Origin of the sequence: Arcobacter iocasae (assembly GCF_042214795.1) — a bacterium.
Taxonomy (GTDB): Bacteria; Campylobacterota; Campylobacteria; order Campylobacterales; family Arcobacteraceae; genus Arcobacter; species Arcobacter iocasae.
Map to the genome: position 1 here is coordinate 607,054 of NZ_CP090177.1, position 23,008 is coordinate 630,061.

Genomic DNA, 23,008 nt, shown 5'->3' on the forward strand with positions numbered 1-23,008 from the left:
GCCTTTTTATTTAACTATTTTTTAAATACACCATCTAATTTTTCTTTTAATATCTCTGCATTAAAAGGTTTAACAATATAATTATTTACTCCAGCTTTTAAAGCAGTAATAACTTCCCCTTTACCGCCTTCAGTAGTAATCATAATTATAGGTGTACTTTGATGATTACCCTCTTTTCTTACTTTTTTAACTAAATCTAAGCCATTCATATTAGGCATATTCCAATCAGTTAAAATAACATCGTATTGTTTGCTAGCCAATTTATTCCAAGCCTTTACTCCATCTTCAGCTTCATCGAAATCTTCTTTATCAATTCCTAACTGCATCACAACATTACCAATAATTCTTCTCATAGTAGAACTATCATCAACTATTAGTATTTTCATTTATACACCTTTGTTAAATTTAAAATTTCTTCTATTATAATTAATTTGTTTTAAATCTATACTTAATATTAGGTATATTTGTCTTCAAATTTATTTGAATTTAAAAATTCTTTAAATATAATGTATAGTATTTTGTCAATAAAGGATTCACCATGATAAAAGGAATGTATACAGCAGCCTCAGGAATGTACGCTCAGCAGCATCAAATTGATGTTACTTCAAATAATATTTCAAATGTAAATACGGCTGGATTTAAAAAAGACAGAGCTGAATTTCAAGACTTAATGTATCAAAGATTAAATTATACAGGTGGTGCCACTAGTCAAGACACTAGAAATCCAACAGGAATTGATGTAGGTTCTGGAGTTAGAATTTCAGGTATACAAAAGTCTTTTACAGAAGGTGACCTACAATCAACAGGTAATGACTTAGATATAGCCATAGAAGGTAAAGGCTTTTTTAGAATAACTATGCCTGATGGTGAAACAGCATATACTAGAAATGGACAATTCAAAGTTAATAGTGATGGTTCAATAGTAAATGGTAATGGATACTTATTAGATCCTGAAATTGTTATCCCAGATAATTTAATAAAAATAAATGTAGCTGCAGATGGACTAATCACTGCAACTGATCCAACAACAGGTGAAGAGCAAGAAGTTGGGCAAATAACTTTATCGGATTTTGTAAACTCAGCAGGGCTAGAACCATTGGGTGAATCACTTTTCAAAGCCACAACAGCCTCAGGTGACCCAATTGATGCAAATCCTACAGAAGAACAATTTGGAAATCTTAGACAAGGATTTGTTGAAATGTCTAATGTAAAACTAGTAACAGAGATGGTAGATTTAATAACTGCTCAAAGAGCTTATGAAGCAAATTCAAAAGCAATTCAAACTGCAGATAAGCTATTAACAATAGCAAATCAATTAAAAACTAGTTAATAATTAGGTTAAAATGGATTTAGAAGAATTAAAAAGACTCAGAGAGCGAAATTTTTTAGATCATAAAAAAAAGAAAAGAGAATATTATCTAAAAAAGAAGTTGGAAAAAGAGTCTAACGAATCATTAAAAAAGTCTAAACAACAAATTTATGATTATGAAAATGATTTAAATATTGATAATTTCGATTTAAAAATAAAAGAAATTATTAAAAAACAAAAATCCCATGTAGATAGCAGAAAAGATAAAATTATTCAAAAAATAAAAGACTACAGAAATCAAAAGAAAAGCTATTATCTAGAAAATAGAGAAAAAAGACTAGAATATGACAAAGAATACAGAGAAAAGAAAAAAGAAGAACTAAAAGAATACAGAAAAAGATATTACGAAGAAAACAAAGAAAAGATATTACTAAGACAAAAAGAATATAGAAAATCATCATCTAAAGAGTAAAAATGGCAGAAAATAAAGAAAAAACTGAAGCAGAACTTTTAGAAGAAACTATGCAAAACTTAGGTTTAGAAGAAGTTCTTGACGAAAAGAAAAGTGAAGATTTATTAGTTGAGGGAAGAAAGTCTTCTCTTTCCGATGAAGAGATAGAATCTTTAATAAGAGATGACGATCCTTCAGAAGATGAAGAAGTAATAGAAGAGATTCAAAGTAATAGTAATGAACCTAAATCTACAAATTCAAATGAAGATGAAATTTCACCTGTTGATGATATTAACTTAAATAATGCATCCACTAATTATGGTGAAGATATTGAATTAAATGAAGAACTTCCAATTCAGAAAAAACAAAATAAATTTATCAAAATACTTACAATAGCAGTTTCAATATTATTATCTTTAGTTTCAATTGGTGCAGTACTTTATTTAATTGGAGTTTTTGATCCAGAGCCTGTTGTAAAGCAACCAAAAGCACAAGAAGCTAAAGTTCAAAAAGAAGAGTACCAATTTACACCAAATGATATTGATGCTAATCGATTGAACAAAAAGTTAAATCTTTTAACAAAATATGAAATAGTTGAAAATTCTACTACAGAAGAACAAAAAGCTCAAGAGAAAGAGAACTTATATCTTGAAGCAAAAAAACAACTAGAAATGGAAAGATTAGCAAAAATTGAGAAAATAAAAGAAGCTGAAAGAAAAAGAATGGAAGAAGAACTTCCAGCTATTAAAAAACAAAATATTGATGATAATATAGATAAACAAATAGATAATGTTATCACAAAAGATGATACAGCAAAAGAAGAAAATACAATTACAGATAATACTTCTACGGATAATACAGATACAACAACTGTAACAACAACTACTCCAAGTGAAAATACATCAGTAACTACAAATACTCAAGAAGAACCAAAAAAAGTTGAAGAAACAACTCCACCAACAATTGAAGACACTACAAAAGAGAATGAAGTAGTAAAGATAGATCCGGCACCACCAGTTAAAGAGAAGGTAAATCAGTTTGTAAAAGTTATAAAAATACAAACAAAAAGCAAAGATATATACAAATCATATCTTGATCAAATTTATTCAGTTAATGATAATGTAACATTATGTAGAGACTATCAAAACAATGTAGAGATCTTTGTAGGTCCATTTGAAAACGATATAGAAAGAGAAAAAGTTGCCGAAGAGTATTTACTTAAATATAATATAAATGTTGAGATTTATGACTATACAACTGAAGAGTATGATAAAAGATGTAATTACTAGCTATTTTCTAAAATAGCTCTTGCATCTTTTGCTTCAATTTTTTTACTTTTAATATCTACACTTTTGATGTAGTTTTTTTCATAAGGAAGTAAAAAAGTTTTGGGAAAATCTTTTTCCACCAAAGATTTTTCTGTTTTAATCTCAAAATAGTCACCAAGTGGATACCTATGAATTTCAACAATCGATCCTAAGTTTTCTTCATTTTCAAATACCATACAATCTATTAAATCAAACCAAAAGAATTGGTCTTTATTTAATTTGCAATTTTCTTTAGTATTTTCTTGTGTTGTAAATAGTTGTTGATTTGTTAGTTTTTTTGCGTCATCAATATTATTAATTTCATCAAAATTAATAGTACCTCTTGATTCATTAAAACTATTTACGGTAAGTGAATTACCTTTGTTAGTTATAAATATAGCACCTTTTTTAAATTGCTCTGGAAAATCAGAATCAAGGAAGATTTTAATTTCTCCATTTAATCCTACTGATTTTCCAAGCTTAGCTACATAGATTTTATTTTCCATCTTAAGTTAGTTTGCAACTACTTGTATTTTATATGATACTCCGTCTTTTGCTTTACAGCCATTAGCCATAGTTTTTAAAGCATTTATCATATTTCCATTTTTCCCTATAAGTTTTCCCACATCGTGAGTATCAGCACTTATAGTAACTTCAACAAAAGTATCGTCAATTTGCTTTTCAGATACAACAATTGAGTCTGGATTACTAGCAATAAGCTTAACATAGCTTTCAATGAAGTTTTTAATCATGTTAAAACTTATTTTGCTTCAGCTAGTTTTTTAACTTTTTCAGAAGGTTTAGCACCAACACTTACCCAATAGTTATATCTTTCTTCGTCAAGTTTTAGTACTTTTGGTTCTGCTACTGGGTTATAATAACCAATTGATTCAATCCATCCTGAATCTCTTCTTTTTCTTGAATCTGTTACAACGATTCTATAAAATGGTTTTTTGTTTCTACCCATTCTTGTTAATCTAATTACTGTCATGTATTTCCTTTTTTTATTTAATAGTATTGAATTCTAAACTTACCTTAGAAGTTTACAACTCAACACTATTTATTTTTTATTTATTTATCTTGGTAGACCTTGCATCCCACCAGGACCTTTCATTTGTGACATCATGCTTGATAAGCCTTTCATGCCACCTTTATTTGATAATTGTTTAGCCATTTTTGATGCACTTTTAAATTGTTTCAAGATTTTATTAACTTGTACTTCTGATAAACCAGAACCTTTAGATAATCTCTTCTTTCTACTTGGATTTAAAAGAGATGGCATTTCTCGCTCTTTTGGAGTCATAGAACCAATTAATGCTTTGATTCTTTTTATCTCATCAGAGTTTTCAAAATCCATATCTTTTAGTTGTCCAGCCATTTGTGACATACCTGGAATCATTCCTAAAATAGATTTCATAGAACCCAACTTACTCATCATTTTAAGTTGTTCTAAAAAGTCATTAAAGTTAAATTCACCTTTTTTGATTTTTTTAGTAACTTCTTTTGCTTTTTTCTCATCAATAATTGCTGATGTTTTTTCAGCAAGTCCTTCCATATCTCCAGCACCCATAAGTCTAGAAACAATTCTATCTGGAATAAATACTTCCAAATCTGGCATCTTTTCACCAGTACCAATAAATCTTAAAGGAACACCAACTTGGTCAGCTAATGATATAGCAACTCCACCTTTAGTATCACCATCATATTTTGATAATATAACTCCATCAATACCAATTTGCTCTTTAAAAGAACTTGCAGTTTTTGTTGCATCATGACCAGTTAGTGAATCTGCCACATAAAAAATCTCATCTGGATTTAGGGCATCTTTTACTTTTGATAATTGATTCATTAATTCTGTATCAATTGCTAATCGTCCAGCTGTATCAACTAAAAGTACATCATAAAGTTCTTTTTTTGCTTTTTCTTGAGCAGCTTTTGCAATTTTAACTGGATCTTTTTCATTATCATCAAAATACAAATCAACTTCAATTTGTGCACATATTTGTTTTAGTTGTTCAACTGCTGCTAGTCTTTGTAAATCACAAGCAGCTATTAAAACTTTTTTCTTTCTTTGTTTTAAATAATTTGCAAGTTTACCAGTTGTAGTTGTTTTACCTGACCCTTGAAGACCAGTCATTAAAACAGTTGTAGGAGGAGTATTTGAAAAAACAAAGCCTTGATTACCCTCAGCTGTTAAAATGCTTGTTAAGTTCTCTTGTAAAGCTTTTAGAAAGGCATTTTGACCTATTCCTAACTCTTTTGTTCTTAATTCAACATTGTTTATTAAATCTCTTGTAGTTTTATGGTGTACATCTGCTTTTAATAGTGCTTTTCTAAGTTCAGTTGTCGCTTTTTTTAATGATGCGGCATCATCTTTAAATCTTACTTTATTTACTGCACTTTTAATCGACCCAGTTATTACATCAAACAAAACTCTACTCCATTTTTAAAATTGAGTGATTTTACTAAAGTTAAACTTTATATATCTTTAATTGAGTCAACTTTAAGTTAAATTTAAACATAAAATTTAAATTTTTATTTATTATATGGCTATTTTAAGGGTTTTTAGTAATTTGTTTAAATTACTAAACCTTAAATTTTATTTAAAGTCCATAGATGTTAAATTCTCTTGGAACCTTTGCTTCAAATGTGTAGTCAAATATTTTAGTTATTTTAGAATGTAATAAAACTCTATTTACATGTGTTGAAGGTTTTCCATAAACATTATCTCCAATAATAGGGTAATCAATATAATTCAAGTGAACTCTAATTTGATGAGTTCTTCCTGTATCAATTACAACTTTTATTTTTGATTTATTTCCTTCGATAAGCATTGGATAAACTGTAGTTTTTGCACTTTTACCTTTTTTCATATCTACTTTACTTCTAGCAACACCTTTATTGTTTTTGATAGTTAAAATTGGTTTATCAACTACAATCTCATCAATAACTTTTCCCTCAACAATAGCCACATACTCTTTATATACATTATTGTTTTTGAACTCTCTTATGGCTCTTGTTTGAAACTCTTCATTTTTTGCGAAAAGCATAACTCCACTTGTCTCTTTATCTAATCTATTTAATAATAAATAATTAGGAAACTTTCTTGATATTTCATCTGCTGTTAAAAAAGCTGGTTTATCAACAGCTAAAATATCATCATCTTGAAATATCACTTTTATAGGAGCAACTTCTTTTACAATAAATGTTGTATTTTCAGAGATATCACCCCTTGCAATTAGAACTTTTTTGTCTCCAACTTTTACTAAGCCTTTGTCAATTAAATCTTTTGCTTTACTATTTGATATATTTTCTTGTTTTGCTAATACTTTATAAGCTTTATCTTGTCCCATTTATTTCCCTTAATATTGGTTCTATTGTTCCAGTCTGTTTTAAAGAGGCTGGTTTTAGATTTTTTATATCTCTCATTATATCTTTTAATTGAGAGTTTTCTACGATTTTATAATTCTCAATACACTCAAAAAGAGCTTTTTGATTAAAGTAGTTTTCACCACTTATTACCCTACAATTAAAAAATGCAGGTTCAACTGGATTGTGTCCACCAATTTTTTCAAATGCCCCGCCAAGTATAACTGCATCTGATATTTCATAGATATTATTTAACTCACCCATAACATCTACTAAAATTATATCACTTGAAAAATCATTTTTCAAGGAAAACTTATGATAAGTAATATCTTTATTTTTTATAAACTCATTTATAAGAAGATTTACTTTTTCAAACCTCTCTGGGTGCCTTGGAACAATAATTAACTTCCCAAACTCTTTTTCATAGGAATTTAAAATTAGTTCTTCTTCATTTTCATGGGTGCTACCAGCTGTTATTATAAACTCACTTGGCTTTTTGTATTTATTACTTCTTTTTGGTAGCGTTGCTAATTTTATATTTCCTATTACCTCAATATTTTTTGCACCCAACTCTTCAAGTCTATTTTTGTCAATTTCACTTTGGGCAAAAACTTTATCAATATTCTTAAAAATTCTTTTGTAAAACCAAGAGAACTTTTTATATGACTTATATGACCTATCACTAATTCTTGCATTTATCAAAATAGTTTTTGTTTTTTTAATTTTTGCAACTAAAAAAAGCATATACCAAAGTTCTGCTTCCATAACTAAAAGAACTTTTTGTTTTTTGATCCAAAATGGAAGTAAAAGTTCATATGGTAAAAATCTTACATTTTTATTTAATTTTTTAGCTTCCTCAAAACCTGTATTTGTAATAACTGATATATTAACATCTTCATTCAAAGCTTCTACAATTGGCTTTATTGCTTTTGTTTCACCAAAAGAACATACATGAAACCAAATTTTTGATTCACTAAAAGAGTTATTATCTTTTAAAAAAAATCTTGCAGGTAAAGCTTTTTTATATTTTTTGTTTTTTGACTTAAATAAAATAAAGGGGATTGCTAAAATATATAGTAGTAAAGATACTAAAAAATAAAATATTGAGAAGAGGCTCAAGATTAAGCCTCTACAGTTTCTTCTTCTTTATAAATTATTCTTCCACAATGTGGACAATTGATAATTTCTTCTGATTTAATTATTTCTGCATAAGTTTGGTCACTTATTTTCATAAAACAACCATAACAAGCCTGTTTTTTAACAGGAACAACAGCAGTATCTTTTGCCCATCTTTTAATTTTTTCATAAAAAGTTAAAACTTTATTATCAAAATCAGCTAATAGCTCTGATCTATCTTGATAAACAACATTTCTTTCTTTAGTAATCTCTTCTATAGCACTATCAACAGCTACTTGTAACTCTTTGATTCCAGTTTCTTCTTCAGTTAATTTCTCTTGTAACTCTTTTAACTCTTCTTCTTTTACAGTTGATAGTTTGTCAAGTCTTTCAATTTCTTCATTTGCGAATGAAATTTGCTCTTTAGCAATCTCTTCTTCTAATTGTAAAGCTTTAACTTCTTTTTCTGTTTGAACTACTGCACCTTTTTTAGATATATCATCTAATTTCGATTTTAATTCAGCTAAGTGAATATTATTTTTAGTTCTTTTTGATTTTATCTCATCAATTTGAGCATAAGTATCATTTATACCTTTTTTAATCTCTTCTGCAATTTCAACAAAAGTTGCTAGTTTTTCTTTTTCGTTGTCAATTTGTGGTTCAAATGAACTAATTTTGCTGTCAAATTTTGATAATTTGATTAAATCCTCTAAATACTTGTTCAACCGTTTCTCCTTGTATTATAAAAACTGAATGGATTTTTTGAATTCGCCATTATAGCTGTTAATTTATTTTTTTTCAAATATTTTTCAATAAGAGAGTATAAAAGTTCCGTAAAATGGTGTTCACTTTCATAATGTCTTATGTCAATTAATGAAATTCCTCTTGTTTTAGCATCCATCGCATCGTGATATTTTATATCACCAGTTAAAAAACAATCAGCTTTAACTTCCGATAACATCGACATTCCTGCCCCTGTTACTAAGGCGACTCTTTTAACCTCATCACTACACTTTACAAATTTCAATTCATCAATATTTAATTTTTTTGATATTTCTTCACAAAATTTATCAAATGAAGAATTTACCTGAGCATATGAGATAAATTCTTCACTATTTTCTAAATTTAATCCCAAAATCTCTTTTCCAACATATTTATTCAAATGTGTTTTATCTATATTTGTATGCATTGAAATTAATGAAATATTTTTTTGTATCAAAATTCTTAAAAGCTTTGTAGAGTAAGAATCAAAATTAACTCTTTTCAAAGGTGAAAAAATCAAGGGATGATGAGTAATAGCTAAAGAATTCTCTTCCATATTCGAAACTAACTCTTCATCCAAATCTATACTAATATAAACTTTTTGCACCTCTTCATCAAAACTACCTACAACTAGTCCAGAGTTATCCCACTTCTCTTGTAAATCAAAAGGTGAAAGTGAATCTAAATAGTCATAAATATCTTTGATTTTCATTATTTTCCAATTCTTTTTAATCTATCTTGTTCTTGTTCTTTATATAATAAAGCACAACCTTGTGAAAGCTCTCGCACTTTTAAAATATAATTTTGTCTCTCAGTTACAGATATTGCTTTTCTTGCATCAAGTGTGTTAAAAGCATGACTTGCCATCATACATTGATCATATGCTGGAAGGGGAAGTCCTGCTTCTAAACATGATTTACACTCATTGAAGGCATCATCAAAGTGCTTAAATAGCATATCTACATTAGCTACTTCAAAATTATATTTAGAGAATTCATATTCTGCTTCTTTATGAACATCTGCATATGTTGTTTTGCCATGAGCATTTTCGTTCCAAACTATATCAAATACAGAATCAACCTCTTGTAAATACATAGCTAATCTTTCAGTACCGTATGTAATTTCAACAGCAACAGGATCGCAAGCTATTCCACCTACTTGTTGGAAATATGTGAATTGAGTAACTTCCATACCATCAAGCCAAACTTCCCATCCAAGTCCCCAAGCTCCTAATGTCGGAGATTCCCAGTTATCTTCTACAAATCTAATATCATGCTTAGAAACATCTAACCCTAGATACTCTAAAGATTGTAAATATAAGTCTTGTATATTATCTGGACTTGGTTTGATTAAAACTTGAAATTGATAGTAAGCCCCTAGTCTATTTGGGTTTTCTCCATATCTTCCATCCGTTGGCCTTCTACTTGGTGCTACATATGCTGTACTCCAAGGTGTTGAGTCTAAACTTCTTAATAGTGTTGCAGGATGAAATGTTCCAGCACCAGCTGGTATATCATAAGGTTGAACAATGTTGCAACCCTGCTCTGCCCAGAATTGTTGTAATTTTAAAAGAAGTTGTGAAAATGTAATCATCTATTTTATCCCTAAAGCTTTGTTTTTTTCTCTTTGTTAAAATTCAAATATCACACTATTAGTTTTAATCCAAATAGTGTGATATTTTAAACTATATTAGTACTTCTATAGTTTTAGAATCAACTTCTACAGCTTTACTTTTTACTATTCTATCTTCTTTTAATTTTATAGCAAGTTCTTTATCTGTAATTGCTAAGATTTGAATAGCTAAGTATGCAGCATTAATAGCTCCAGCTTTTCCAAGAGCAACAGTTGCAACTGGCATTCCTGAAGGCATTTGAACAGTTGAAAGCATAGCATCCATACCATCCATTGCCCCACCTTTCATAGGTACTCCAATAACAGGTTTAGTTGTAGCTGATGCCAATGCACCTGCAAGATGTGCAGCCATTCCAGCAGCAGCAATAAACGCTATTGCACCTTTCTCTTCAGCTTCTTTAACATAAGTTTTAGTTCTCTCAGGAGATCTATGCGCAGAAGAGATTATCATTTCATATTGAACATTGAATTGCTCCAATGTCTCAGCACAGTTTTTCATAATTTCATAGTCAGATTTACTACCCATAATAATAGAAACAAAATTCATATTTTTCCTTTAATATTTTTTATAAATAGTGGCGATTATACCAAAAAATATCTAATTATTTTATAAATTTAAAAAGCTAATTCTTTTGCCTTTTTAAAATCTTTTTTTCCACTTCCTAATCTTGGTATATCTTCTACAATTTTTATACTTGAAGGAATCATTAATTTATTATCAAATTTTTTAATAATCTCATCTTTTAGTTTTGCAACTTCTTTTTCATCAATATGGGAAATAAGTAATATTATTTTTTCACCTTTTTTTTCATCTTCTATGGAAGTAACTATGAAATCAACTTCTGAGTTTTCATCTTCAAATAAAAGTTTTGATATTTTGTCTTCAATACTTGCTAAACTTATCATTTCACCACCTAATTTTGCAAATCTAGAGTATCTATCTACTATAGTAATAAAACCATCTTTGTCAACTCTTCCTTTATCTCCTGTTATATAAAAAGTTTTCCCATCAATTATTTTTAATACTTTTGATGTTTTTATTTCATCTTTTAAATAACCTTTCATAACTTGAATTCCAGAGATGATTATCATACCCTCTTCACCTGTTGCTAACTCTTTAAAAGTATCTGGATCTACTATTTTTATAATTGTTCCTGGTATTGGCATACCTACACTTCCTTTTTTTGAACCTACTTGAATCGAGCCGTCAATTGCTAAAGTATCTGGTATATTGCAAGCAACTACGGGAGAAGTTTCACTTGTACCATATCCTTCTAAAATCTCTTTTTCAAACTTATTTTTAAAATCAACTCTTACCTCATCTCTTAGTTTTTCAGCTCCTGCAACTGCAAGTCTTATACTTGTAAACATAGTTTTATTTACTTTTGGATTTTTTGTATAAAGTCTATAAAAAGTTGATGTTCCAAACATAATTGTAGCTTTGTATTCATCTATCAATTTCCCTAATCCAAAACCATCAGTTGGATCTGGGTGAGCTACACATTTAATCCCTTCAATCAAAGGTAAAAAAGTAGTTACAACTATACCAAAAGCATGAAATAAAGGTAATGAACCTACAATAATATCATCATGTGTCGCATTTACTATTGTAACTATTTGTTGAGAATTACCCAAGATATTATCACTTGTAAGTTCGATTCCCTTTGGTAAATCTTCGCTTCCAGATGAGAATAGAATCATAACAATATCATCTTTTTTGATTTTTGTTAAATAAAAAGGTTTTAATAAAAATGCTGGTAAAAGTTTAATACTAAGAAGAGTAAATAATCCAGATACTTTTGATATCTTCTCTTTTAACTCTTCCACATAAACTACATCAACTAACTCAAATATTTCTTTTACATCTATACCTTTATTTTTCAATTTTTCAACAAATTTTTTTGAAGTAATTATTGTTTTGATTTCTGCTTGTAAGATAGCTTGCTTTATTGAGCTTAATTCACTTGTATAGTTTAAGTTTATAAGGGTTTTACCTAACATCAAACATGAATAATTAATAAATGCACCAGCTGCTGTTGATGGTAAAAGTAAACCTACATTTTTTCCTTGTATCTTTTTATTTAGTAAATTTTTAAATAAAATTGAAGCTGTAAGAAATTTATTACCTGATAGATTTACTCCCGTAGAATCTGCAAAAATCATCTCACTTGATACAGATTTTAATCTATCAAAAATAACTTCATTTAATGGTGCTAGGTTATTTATATGCTCTTGCCATGCAATTGTTGAAAGATTTACAATATCTTGTTTTACACTAACTACATTTGCTTTTTCTTTTTTAACTCTTTTCCCAAATGATACGGTTACACTATTTATCTTATATGATTTTTTATATTTTTTACTAGCTCTTGAAAAAACTGTCTCCCAAAGACCTCTTATATAAAAAGGAACTACTCGTACATCACTAGTGGTTAGTTCTAATATTTTTTCAAACCCTTTTTTAAACTCTCCTAAATGACCATTTCGTGTAATTCCACCCTCAGGGAAAAGTACAACCACACTTCCTTTATCTAACTCATTTGCAATAGTTTTGATTGTATTTTTGCTTCCTGTAGTTCCAATAGGTATTGCTTTAAACATCTTTAAAATCCAATTTAAATACCATTTCTCATAAATTGGTTTATGCATTACAAACTTAACTTCCCTAGGAACTGACATCAGTACAACTGCCCAATCTATCCATGAAACATGATTCCCAAGTAAAAGTACTCCACCACTTGAAGGAATATTTTTTATTCCACTTACTTCAAGTTTATACTTTAATCCAATAACACTTTTTAAAAACAGTAAAATCAAAGATTGAGGTAATTTTATTACTGTATAAACTGTACCAATTATAGTAATGAGTAAAATTAGATATATCGTATTTAAAGGGTCTAGATTATAAAAAGAGACAATAGTTGTCATACACAGCATCAAAAACATAGAAACAGAATGAAACCAATTATTACCAGCTAAAATTGTTCCTAATATCTTTTTCTTCGCATTAAATTGAATCAAAGCATTTAAAGGAACAACAAACATTCCTCCAAATATTCCAAAAATGAAAAATGAAACTCCTATTAAAAATGGGCTTTGAGCAATAGTAGCAGTATAAATAGTAGTTGCCATTCCTAAAGCCGATAAAGGTATAGTTCCAACTTCTATATAGTGTTTTGAAATTCTAGAATAAAGTATAGAACCTATTGCTATACCAATTCCAGATACTCCAATAACTGCATTTATTACAAACACATCAGTAACATTTAAATACTCTTTTGCAAAAGACGGGAAAACAGCCATCATACCTTGTGATATTCCCCAAAATACAGAAAGCCCAATAACTGATAAAAATATCACACTATTTGAAGATAAGACTTTTATATTTTTACCTAATAGTTTTCCCTTTAATAACTCACTCTTATCTAAAGATAGTTCTTTATCTCTTTTGTAATAAGTATTTACTCTTCTTAAGACTAAAAAAGAGACAAACATCTCTAAAAATGCCACAGGCAAAATATAATAAGTCAAAGGTAAGATTGCATATAAAAGTTCTTCTTTTGTACTTAATAGTTCAAGATGGTTACTATTATAAAAACCTTCAAAGAAGTATGAAGCTCCTGCTATTGAAAAAAGTATTGCAATTATTGATATAGCTTGAAGGGCAGAGTTTCCACTTGATAAGTTTTTTTTGCCATATATATCTAAAATCAAACCAAATTTTGCAGGTGAGTATATGGCACTTTGAACAGCTAATAAAACTAAAACAAACATTGCTAAATAGAAGTTTGAAATAGCATAAGCAAATATCATAAGAATGGATAATGAAAAGGAAGATATAGCTCCATATATCAAAATATTTTTTTTATTGTATTTATCTGAGAGGTATCCACTTAGTGTAAATAAGAGTACATAAGGAATAAGAATCAAAGCATTTATAATAGATATCCAAATAACTTGTGTACTTCCATCAAATATCTTAAAAGCAATATTTTGTAAAAAAATTTTATGGGCAATGTCAACTACCACATTACAAAATACCACAAACAAAAAAGCAAATTTTATTACTACTAGATTATTAATTTTACCTATCATCTATTTTTAATCACAAATTTCATTTAACACTCCAATAAATGTACATATTATGAAGTATAAATATTTATGAATAATAAGTCAAGTTAAAATTTTAAGGTGAAACCAAATTGTAATTATTTAATTTTAACTTTTTTCTTTGAAAATGAATCTAATGAATAAATAATAAGAGCTAACCAGATTAAACAAAAGGTTACTAATTTATCAAAATTAAACTCTTCATGATAGATAAACACAGCAGTAAAAAAAGAAACTGTAGGAGCAATATATTGAAAAAAGCCTAATGTAGCAAGCTTCATTCTTGTAGCTGCACCATTAAATAATAGTAAAGGAACAACTGTTATTAATCCTGCAAGAACTAACATAAAAGAGACATAGACTCCACTATTTTCACCAAAAGCTATTTCCTTAGTATTATAAATATAAATTAAATATGCAGCTGCAAAAGGCAATAATAAAAGAACTTCTACAAATAAACCTACAATAGAACCTACATTTATTTTTTTTCTTATCATTCCATATATTGCAAAAGAGATAGCTAAAGATAATGAAACTATTGGAATATAACCTAATGTTATTAGCTGGTATAATATCGCTAAGATAGCTATAAAGATTGCTAGGTATTGGTATTTTGTCATTCTTTCATTGAAAAATAAAAAGCCAAATAAGACATTTACAAGTGGATTTATATAATAACCAAGTGAGGCCTCTAGTATTCTATTATTTGTTATTGCCCAAATAAAAATAAGCCAATTTATTGATACAAAAAGTGTAGATAAAAATAAATTTCTTATTTGCCTAAAATCTTTTATAATATTTAAAAAAGCACTAAGCTCTTTTTTAAAAAAGAAAAAAGGCAAAAGAGTAATAACTGAAAATAAAACTCTATAAACTAATATCTCAATTGGTTCTACAGAAGAAACCTCTTTAAAATATATTGGAGATAATCCTCCCCAAAATAAAAATGCAAATACTGCATAAAGTTGACCTAATCTTTCATTACTCAAGTGTACTCTTTATAGTTTTTAAAACTATATCAAAACTTGAGTAAATAAAAGTTCATTTTTTAGTATTATTTAAATATCTTTTTTAGTATAGGAATACGAGATAAAATAAACATATCCAATAATAAAACACAAACCAAAGTAATTCCAACTAATGGAAAAAATAAAGAAAGAGCCAACATAACAATCATAGCATTATGCCAATGGGGCAATTTACTTGGAATAGACGGAGGAACTAATTTAAATCCAGATTTTTCAGGTCTTCTTTTCCACCACATAATAACACCTGTAATACTTAAAACTATAACTGATAAACAAATTATTGTATTAATTATTAGATTCCAAATAGTTACTAATCCCATGTGAATGGGAATAGATACAGCCATCGTTTTACCTGCAAATGAATAATCATCAAAAGTAACTTTTGCTAAAACATGTCCTGTATATCTATCCACATGTACAGTTTTATCTGCAAAGGGATTTTTAGCATCACTATTCATAGTATCTTGATTTATCGTCCATACTCCTGTATTTCCTTTTGGAAAAGATACTCTATATCTTCCCTCAAAACCAATTCTTTGAGCAAGTCTTTCTATACTATCTAGATTTACAGCTTCATTTGGAAGTGTGCCATTTACACCTAGTTTTGAACCAGAAGCAGGAAGAGGAGTCTCTTCTATTGCCCAAGGCATTCCAGCTGATGGACCATAATTTAGTGAAGCATGGGTTTCATCTGAAAGTGGTATATTATCCCATTTTTCAGCAGGAAAAGTACTCCAAGCTTGTACAAGCTTTCCACCCCAAACTCCTGTCCATGACATTCCGGATAATAAAAATAAAAAAAAGAAAATAGATACATAAACCCCAAGTGAGACATGCACTTCTTTCCAAAAAAGTCGACTTTTTAGTGATAGTTTTGGAATCAAAGAATCTCTTATTTTCCTATCCTTTGGCCACCAAAGATAAACTCCTGTGATAATTAAAATAATAGCAAAGCCAGCAGCTATTTCTAATATCCTATCACCAATAGTTCCTAAAAGCAAATCACTATGAATATCATCTGCTAAATCATACCAACCTTGTCTTCTTAGCCATTCATTTACAATCTCCCCATTATATGGATTTACTGCAACCATAGATTGGCTACCATCAGAATCTTTTATTCGAAAAACATTTACTCTATTTGGTTCAGAGGCTTTTATCCACTCTACTAATTTTCCTTTTGGGTGAGTGGCTAGTGCGATGTTTGATTGTTCTTGTAAGGTAAGCATAATAGTATTTGGGGGAATAGGAACAGTTACTCTCTCCCCATCTCTTCCATCAAAATAACCAATATACATCATAAGCATACCAGTTACTGCAAGTATCAACATAAAAGGTGTTACAAATATCCCTGCATAAAAATGCCAGCGCCAAGCGGCTTTATAAAAAAGTGTATCTTCATTTACTTTTTTATATTTACTAGATGTTCCTATATCCATCTTCTCTATCCTTCATACAAACTAAAATTTAAGTCTGAAAGGTTAGAGAAAGATAGTTAATTTTCTGTTAATTTATCAAAAAAATGCTTTTATCTCTTCACTATTTAATAGTTTTCCTGTAGATTTTACTTCTCCATTTATCACAAGTGCTGGTGTACTCATAATACCGTAAGCCATGATTTTTTCTATATCTTCTACTTTTTCAACTTGAGCAAAAATTCCAGCATCTGCAACTGCTTTTTTAACATTCTCTTCTAAGGCTTTGCATTTTGAACATCCTGTTCCTAAAACTTCTATTTTCATTATATCTCCTGTATGTGATCTTTTAAAGTGTAAATATAAGTATCAACTTCTAGTTCATCGTATCGCTCAACGGTAACAGGTGTTCGTACAAATTCATTTCCTTCAAAGTCATCCAAATAATCCCAATGATTAATTAAATTTGATGAAGTAAATAAAAAGCCATGCACCGTATCACCATTTGCATCTAATCTAATCCCTGGATACCCCATACTTGCACTCCAACCAGCATCTACTAAAAAGCCTTTAACCGTAGCAGGTACAAATTTACCTACAATTTTTTCTAATACATGGGCATTGGGGCAGTTTGGCATAAGTGTACCATAAACAAAAAGAGTCATATCCAATTCATTTCCTTTGTTACAATTTATTAATTCCCGAAATTATAACAAAGTAATATAAATATTAAGAAAATGAGAAAAATAAAAAGATTGCAACAGTTAATATTCCTGCTAACATTAAAGATAAACCTCTTTTTTTGAAGCCATATTTGCCTTTAACCATAACAATAGCTGATAAAGCAAAAAAGGCTAAAACAATGCTATAAACCATTGCTAAATAATACCAAGCCCTATTATTACTTGATAAGTGGGAACTTATAAACATCTGCAAAAATGCTGGATAAGATTTATAATCTATGTTTGCGTCCCCCGAATTCTTGTTATAAATTACATGCATATATTTATAATCAAAATATAAAGTGTCATTTTCTTCTTTAGAGAAAGTTAATCTTTTTATATTTTTTTCAACAACACTTTTTGTACCAACTTTATAAATATAATCTAGCTTTCCATTTTTTGCTTCAGTTATTAGCTTTTCTTTAAAATCATCACTTGAAATATTTTTTGAAATATTTGTTTGAAAATTATAATCATACTTAAACCACCCTAAACCACGAGCAGACAATATAAAACCTGTAATTGCATATATAAGAGTGATGCCTATAAAAAAATATCCAAGATCCCTATGTAGAGACCTTGATATATTACTTAATGATTTCTTTTTTGACATATTTAAAATGTTCTTTTTATATTGATAGTGAATTTTCTAGGTTCCCCAGAGAAAATTCTATTATCTTCTCTACCTGATTCATAATATTCTTTATTAGTTATATTTTCAATATTTAATGAAAAATCCCAATCATTGATTGAATAATATGCTCCCACATCAACTCTTGCATATGATGGCAATTCTATTCTTTTTGCTTCAGCTGAATTTGTATATATTTTATCTCTATATGATATTCCTGTTGATAAACCAAGTCTTCCATCATATATTTTTTGGGGAATATTATATCTAGTAAATATATATGCAGTAACCTCAGGAGTAAGAGCTTGTGTATTTCCAACAGATTTTCCAGATACATATTTTGCTTTATTATAAGCATACCCTGATTTAAACTGCCAATTAGCAGTAGGTAACCATTGAACTTCTACTTCTACACCTTTACTCTCAACTTCTCCAGAAAGTTGATAATTACCTGAAGCTGTACTTTCTGCTACATTTTCTTTATTTATTTTGTAAAATGATATTCCTGTATTAAACTCTTTGCTAACATTTATTTTTGTACCTATTTCATATTGTTTTGATTTTTCAGTATCTAATGAATTACCTGAGTCATCAACTCTTTCAGCACTACTAGGATCATAACTTTGGCCATAACTTCCATATACTGAAAAGATATCATTGATATTATAAATTGTTCCAATAGAACCAACAAAATCTCTAGATTTTTTTATTTTATCAGGTGATACACAAGGTCCTCTTGAACACTCAAAATCAATTTTTGTTTTATCTACTCTAGCAGAACCGACAAGAGTAAGTTTATCGGTTAGACTTATTTTATCTTGTAAATAAACACCTGTGCTATAATATTGTGTTTTTCTTCTATCTTTTTGGTTAATAACAGCAGTTCCCCCATGAATAGGATTATAGATATTTATATTTGGAGTTACAAAACCTCCTTGAGCAATTCTATCATAATCAGTTTTTCTATAATTTCCAGCTAATCCAAAAGTCAAACTATGTTTCATATCTGCAATAATTGTATCAAGATTTAGATTTGTATCAAAGCTATGCCAATCTCTTTCATTGTATTGATGTCTATTTCTTCTTCTTAGTGTTGTATCTGATGCAGTTACTCCTTGTTTTACTTCATTATTTTCATAAAGTTTTCTTTCATCTGTATGAAATACACTTCTCCAGTCAAAATTAAAGAAAAGATTATCACTAATATAATGATCTAAATTAATATCAAAAGCTTTTCCTTCATCATTATCATAGTCATCTGATTCTTGATAAACCGTATTTAAACTAGCAGCTGTTGATATATCATGATTTGCTACAAACAGCCCATCATCTGCACTTCCATCTTCATGTCCATATTCCATTGCAACTAATAAAGAGGTATTATCACTAGCATTCCATAACAAACTTGGATAGATGTAAAGATTCTTAAAATCAACATTATCTCTATAAGAATTTAATTTTTCCCCAACCGCAATAAATCTATAAAATAAATTTTCAGTAATAGGTCCCGTTGTATCTAGTGTAGTAGTTATACCATTATCACTTCCAAATTTAGAAACTCCATTTGACATGTATGTTTGAAGTGATGTTTCTAAAGTAGTTTTTTGCTCTGACTGGGGTCGTTTGCTTACTATATTAACCAATCCTCCTGGTGCCATCGAACCATATAATACTGCTGCTGGACCTTTTACTACTTCTATTCTCTCTACATTTGCAGTTGAAGGTGAGCCCATTCTACTTATTAATCCTGACATACCATTTACTTTGATATTTTCTAAAGAAAGGTCAAATCCACGAATCATTATGGCATCTGCATTTTTACCAACTTTTGTTACGCCTGTTGTATAATCAAAGGTATCTTCTATTCTTTGAGCTTGTAAATCATCTATTAAAGTTCCCTTTGTAACAGAAACTGTGTAAGGTGTTTTTTTATCACTTGACTCACCTTTCATACTTGAAGAAGAGTTCTGTTCAAAATATGACTCTTGAGCTCCTTGTACTACAACTGTGTCTAATTGATCTGCAAAAGTTAATCCTTGAGAAACAACTAAAGACATTGCAATAACTAATCTTTTTTTCATAATATTCCTTTTAATTTTTAATAAGAGAATAAATATATTCACTAAAGTGGGGAATTGTAAGGAAATTAATATTAATAGTTTATTAATAGAGATTATCATTATTGTTATTTATATATAAATAACTAGAAAGTGTTTTTTAAGTAGCTAACTTAAAAGCCAAGATAGCTTTTAAGTCTCATTTTTATTTTTTGAATAATTGGTAAATTGATGAAAAATCTTCATCACCCTTACCTAACATCTTCATTTTTGAGAATAACTCTTTAGGAATAGCTGCACTATATAATGGTTGATTTAAACTAAAGGCTAAATTTTGAAGTAGATGTAAGTCTTTATTTATTGCACTATTAGAAAAATGTGGTGAAAAATCTTCATCAATTAGTTTTTGTGTTTTTGCTTTTAGTACAAGTGATTGACCACCACCCACACCTAAAATTTCTAAAGCTTTAGCTTTTGGAATCTCACAATTTTCTGCTAAAGCCGTACACTCTGCAAGTGTTGCCATAAAAGAACCAAGGCATAGATTATTGATAAGTTTCATTTTAGTAGCACTTGAAGGTTTTTCTAAATAAAATATCTCTTTAGCTATTTTTTCTAATATTGGTTTTGCATTTTCAAAAACCTCTTTTTTACCTGAACTTACAACTGTCAATTCACCTTTTAATGCTGGTGCAACACTACCAAAAACTGGGTTTTCTAGATAGTTACCACCTAAAGTATTTACTGCTTCATGGAATTTTAAAACATCTTCATAATGATTTGTAGTCAAATCAATTATTGTCTTACCTTTTAACTCTTCACTTAAAAGTCCATCATGCATTGAAAAGATATTATTAACAGCTGGGGAATCAAACAAACACATAAATATAACATCACACTTTTTTAATAACTCTTTTGGTGAACTTGCAATTTCATAACCCAAATCTTTTATTTTCTCAGCATTTCTATTATAAACAATAAGTTCTTCACCAACATCACTTAGTCTTGTGGCTATTGCTTTTCCTAAATTTCCAAGTCCTATAAATCCTATTGACATTATTTCTCCTAATTCTTTTAGGACTATTATAAGGATATTATATTAAATAAAGATGATATTTTTAAATTGAGTTAAAAGAAGTTTGAAAAGATGAGTTGCCTCATCTTCTCTTTTATTTTAAGTCAGCTAAGATTTTAGCTTTTAGTTTTGGAATTGTAAATCCAAATTGTTCAAATAATTCATTTGCAGGACCAGATGCACCAAAAGTATCCATACCGTAAACCACATCGGCAAATTTATAGTACTCTAAACCTCTAGCAGCTTCGACAGCAAATACTTTTGTATTTGGATCAATGATTGTATCAATATATGTTTTATCTTGTTCTACAAGTAAATCATAACAAGGAACAGAAACAATATTTGCAATTACACCCTCTTCTTCAAGTGCACATCCAGTTTGTAATGCAAGCATCAATTCACTTCCTGATGCCATAATTGTAACAGTTGCATTTTCTCTTTTCTTAACTAAATATCCACCATTTGCAACTTCACCAAAGGCTCTATTATCTTTTAGTACTTTTAATCCTTGTCTTGAACAAACAAAAGCACTAGGAGCATTTAATTTTAATGCCACTTTCCAAGAAGCAACATTTTCAGTAGCATCTGCTGGTCTAAATACATAAAAGTTTGGTAATGCTCTAAATTGAGTTAAGTGTTCAATTGGTTGGTGAGTTGGTCCATCTTCTCCCACACCAATAGAATCATGAGTCCAAACAAAATGTTGTGGAATAGATGCAAGTGCCGCAAGTCTAGCTGCTGGTTTTAAATAATCACTAAACACAAAAAATGTAGCAGAAAATACTCTAAATAATCCATATAAATTCATCGCATTACAAATAGATGCCATAGCATGTTCTTTAATACCAAAGTGGATATTTTTACCAGTTGGGAAATCACCAGCACCTTTTAATTCTGTTTTATTAGATGGTGCTAAATCTGCACTTCCACCTATAAACCCAGGAATAGCTTGTGAAATAGCATTTAAAATTTTGTGATTTGAATCTCTTGTAGCAACACTTGTATCTGCTTCAAATTCAGGATAATCAATAGAATCAAAATCAGGATTTTGCAACATCTCTATTTTCTCTTTTGATTGTGCACTTAAAGAAACATTCCAAGCTTTTTCAATCAATGACCCAGTTGTAGTTTTATCAAAAGCAGCTCTTACTTCATCAGATACAAAAAATGAATCTTCTGGATTGAATCCAGCTTTTACTTTAGAAGCAGCAATTTCATCAGCACCTAAAGGAGCACCATGTGTATGGTGACTTCCTTCCATAGTAGCAGCACCTTTCCCAATAGCAGTTTTTGCTATGATAAGTACTGGTTTTGTAGCAGTTTTTGCTTTTACAAGAGCTTCATCAATTTGAGTAAAATCATGACCATTGATTTCTAATACTTCAAAGTCAATAGCTTCAAATCTTTTTTTAACATCTTCACTCCAAGCAATAGAAGTATCACCTTCGATTGTAATAGAGTTTGAATCATAAATAATAACTAAATTATCAAGTCCTAAATGCCCAGCTGTTGCTGTTGCTTCATAAGAAAGACCTTCTTGTAAATCCCCATCTCCACATAAACAGAAAACTTTGTGATTGATTACATCTTCGCTTAAAACATTTTTTGCATATTTACTTGCCATTGCAAATCCAACTGCATTTGCAATACCTTGTCCTAATGGTCCAGTTGTAATCTCTACACCATGTGTATGTCCATATTCTGGATGCCCTGGAGTTTTTGAATTTGTTTGTCTAAAGTTTTTGATATCTTCAATGCTTACATCAAATCCCCAAAGATGTAATAATGAATAAACTAATCCAGTAGCATGACCACCTGAGAAAACTAATCTATCTCTATTTAGCCATTTTGAATTTGCTGGGTTTACATTTAAATGTTTACTCAATACCGTTGCAATGTCAGCAAGTCCCATAGGTGCACCGGGGTGTCCTGAGTTTGCTTTTTGAACCATATCTGAAGCCAAGAATCTGATTGTATCCGCTTGTTTTTGAAGTAAATTATTTGACATATCTTTCCTACTGTGT

Annotated in this window: 23 protein-coding genes; 3 read left to right on the forward strand and 20 right to left on the reverse strand. The window is 29.3% G+C overall.

The features are described from left to right. Positions 1–14: 14 nt before the first annotated feature. Positions 15–386 (reverse strand): response regulator, encoded by a 372-nt coding sequence (locus tag LXN10_RS03190; RefSeq protein WP_129101404.1) that lies wholly within the window; start codon positions 384–386, stop codon positions 15–17. Between the two features lie 152 nt (positions 387–538). Between LXN10_RS03190 and flgG the strand changes: the two genes are divergently transcribed. From flgG to LXN10_RS03205, 3 genes are read left to right on the forward strand one after another with little or no spacing between them, the layout of a single operon-like run. Further along, positions 539–1,330, forward strand: a complete 792-nt coding sequence (gene flgG, locus LXN10_RS03195; protein ID WP_375724499.1) for a flagellar basal-body rod protein FlgG — start codon at positions 539–541, stop codon at positions 1,328–1,330. A gap of 13 nt (positions 1,331–1,343) precedes the next feature. Beyond that, on the forward strand, positions 1,344–1,781 hold the full coding sequence (locus tag LXN10_RS03200; RefSeq protein ID WP_375724500.1) for a hypothetical protein: 438 nt from the start codon (positions 1,344–1,346) through the stop codon (positions 1,779–1,781). Positions 1,782–1,783: 2 nt separating this feature from the next. Then, positions 1,784–3,049, forward strand: a complete 1,266-nt coding sequence (locus tag LXN10_RS03205) for a hypothetical protein (RefSeq protein ID WP_375724501.1) — start codon at positions 1,784–1,786, stop codon at positions 3,047–3,049. Here the strand turns inward: LXN10_RS03205 and rimM are convergent. The 19 genes from rimM to tkt all read right to left on the reverse strand — a co-directional run bounded on the left by rimM (position 3,046) and on the right by tkt (position 22,992). Beyond that, positions 3,046–3,573: a ribosome maturation factor RimM gene (gene rimM / locus LXN10_RS03210; protein ID WP_375724502.1), complete on the reverse strand. Its 528-nt coding sequence runs from the start codon at positions 3,571–3,573 to the stop codon at positions 3,046–3,048. The two genes, LXN10_RS03205 and rimM, sit on opposite strands and share 4 nt — an antisense overlap. 6 nt (positions 3,574–3,579) lie before the next feature. After that, positions 3,580–3,819 (reverse strand): KH domain-containing protein, encoded by a 240-nt coding sequence (locus LXN10_RS03215; protein ID WP_375724503.1) that lies wholly within the window; start codon positions 3,817–3,819, stop codon positions 3,580–3,582. Positions 3,820–3,827: 8 nt separating this feature from the next. After that, on the reverse strand, positions 3,828–4,058 hold the full coding sequence (gene rpsP / locus LXN10_RS03220) for a 30S ribosomal protein S16 (RefSeq protein ID WP_375724504.1): 231 nt from the start codon (positions 4,056–4,058) through the stop codon (positions 3,828–3,830). A gap of 84 nt (positions 4,059–4,142) precedes the next feature. Continuing rightward, positions 4,143–5,498, reverse strand: a complete 1,356-nt coding sequence (gene ffh / locus LXN10_RS03225) for a signal recognition particle protein (RefSeq protein ID WP_375724505.1) — start codon at positions 5,496–5,498, stop codon at positions 4,143–4,145. A gap of 172 nt (positions 5,499–5,670) precedes the next feature. Further along, entirely contained in the window at positions 5,671–6,420 is a 750-nt protein-coding gene (locus LXN10_RS03230; protein ID WP_375724506.1) for a pseudouridine synthase family protein, read from the reverse strand. Next, positions 6,407–7,558, reverse strand: a complete 1,152-nt coding sequence (gene waaA / locus LXN10_RS03235) for a lipid IV(A) 3-deoxy-D-manno-octulosonic acid transferase (protein ID WP_375725318.1) — start codon at positions 7,556–7,558, stop codon at positions 6,407–6,409. The genes LXN10_RS03230 and waaA overlap by 14 nt, the downstream gene beginning before the upstream one ends. Beyond that, positions 7,558–8,277 (reverse strand): zinc ribbon domain-containing protein, encoded by a 720-nt coding sequence (locus LXN10_RS03240; RefSeq protein WP_375724507.1) that lies wholly within the window; start codon positions 8,275–8,277, stop codon positions 7,558–7,560. The genes waaA and LXN10_RS03240 overlap by 1 nt, the downstream gene beginning before the upstream one ends. Next, a complete protein-coding gene (locus tag LXN10_RS03245) occupies positions 8,274–9,026 on the reverse strand; it encodes a Nif3-like dinuclear metal center hexameric protein (RefSeq protein WP_375724508.1) in 753 nt (250 codons plus the stop codon). The genes LXN10_RS03240 and LXN10_RS03245 overlap by 4 nt, the downstream gene beginning before the upstream one ends. Then, positions 9,026–9,907, reverse strand: a complete 882-nt coding sequence (gene glyQ, locus LXN10_RS03250) for a glycine--tRNA ligase subunit alpha (protein ID WP_013136311.1) — start codon at positions 9,905–9,907, stop codon at positions 9,026–9,028. Before glyQ ends, LXN10_RS03245 begins: the two co-directional genes overlap by 1 nt. A gap of 91 nt (positions 9,908–9,998) precedes the next feature. Continuing rightward, entirely contained in the window at positions 9,999–10,493 is a 495-nt protein-coding gene (purE, locus tag LXN10_RS03255) for a 5-(carboxyamino)imidazole ribonucleotide mutase (protein ID WP_375724509.1), read from the reverse strand. 68 nt (positions 10,494–10,561) lie between these two features. After that, entirely contained in the window at positions 10,562–14,041 is a 3,480-nt protein-coding gene (locus LXN10_RS03260; protein WP_375724510.1) for an acyl-[ACP]--phospholipid O-acyltransferase, read from the reverse strand. 113 nt (positions 14,042–14,154) lie between these two features. Beyond that, positions 14,155–15,045: an EamA family transporter RarD gene (gene rarD, locus LXN10_RS03265; protein WP_375724511.1), complete on the reverse strand. Its 891-nt coding sequence runs from the start codon at positions 15,043–15,045 to the stop codon at positions 14,155–14,157. Between the two features lie 65 nt (positions 15,046–15,110). Continuing rightward, positions 15,111–16,523: a PepSY-associated TM helix domain-containing protein gene (locus LXN10_RS03270; protein WP_375724512.1), complete on the reverse strand. Its 1,413-nt coding sequence runs from the start codon at positions 16,521–16,523 to the stop codon at positions 15,111–15,113. Positions 16,524–16,598: 75 nt separating this feature from the next. Next, a complete protein-coding gene (locus LXN10_RS03275; RefSeq protein ID WP_375724513.1) occupies positions 16,599–16,826 on the reverse strand; it encodes a thioredoxin family protein in 228 nt (75 codons plus the stop codon). Further along, entirely contained in the window at positions 16,826–17,164 is a 339-nt protein-coding gene (locus tag LXN10_RS03280; RefSeq protein ID WP_375725319.1) for a gamma-glutamylcyclotransferase family protein, read from the reverse strand. The genes LXN10_RS03275 and LXN10_RS03280 overlap by 1 nt, the downstream gene beginning before the upstream one ends. A gap of 64 nt (positions 17,165–17,228) precedes the next feature. Further along, on the reverse strand, positions 17,229–17,834 hold the full coding sequence (locus LXN10_RS03285) for a hypothetical protein (protein WP_375724514.1): 606 nt from the start codon (positions 17,832–17,834) through the stop codon (positions 17,229–17,231). 2 nt (positions 17,835–17,836) lie between these two features. Continuing rightward, on the reverse strand, positions 17,837–19,933 hold the full coding sequence (locus LXN10_RS03290) for a TonB-dependent siderophore receptor (RefSeq protein WP_375724515.1): 2,097 nt from the start codon (positions 19,931–19,933) through the stop codon (positions 17,837–17,839). A gap of 181 nt (positions 19,934–20,114) precedes the next feature. Continuing rightward, positions 20,115–20,966 carry an NAD(P)-dependent oxidoreductase gene (locus LXN10_RS03295; protein ID WP_375724516.1) on the reverse strand — a complete coding sequence of 284 codons (852 nt, stop codon included), beginning with the start codon at positions 20,964–20,966 and terminating at the stop codon, positions 20,115–20,117. A gap of 112 nt (positions 20,967–21,078) precedes the next feature. Then, complete coding sequence (gene tkt, locus LXN10_RS03300) at positions 21,079–22,992, reverse strand: transketolase (RefSeq protein ID WP_375724517.1); 1,914 nt, start codon at positions 22,990–22,992, stop codon at positions 21,079–21,081. Between the last annotated feature and the right edge of the window lie 16 nt (positions 22,993–23,008).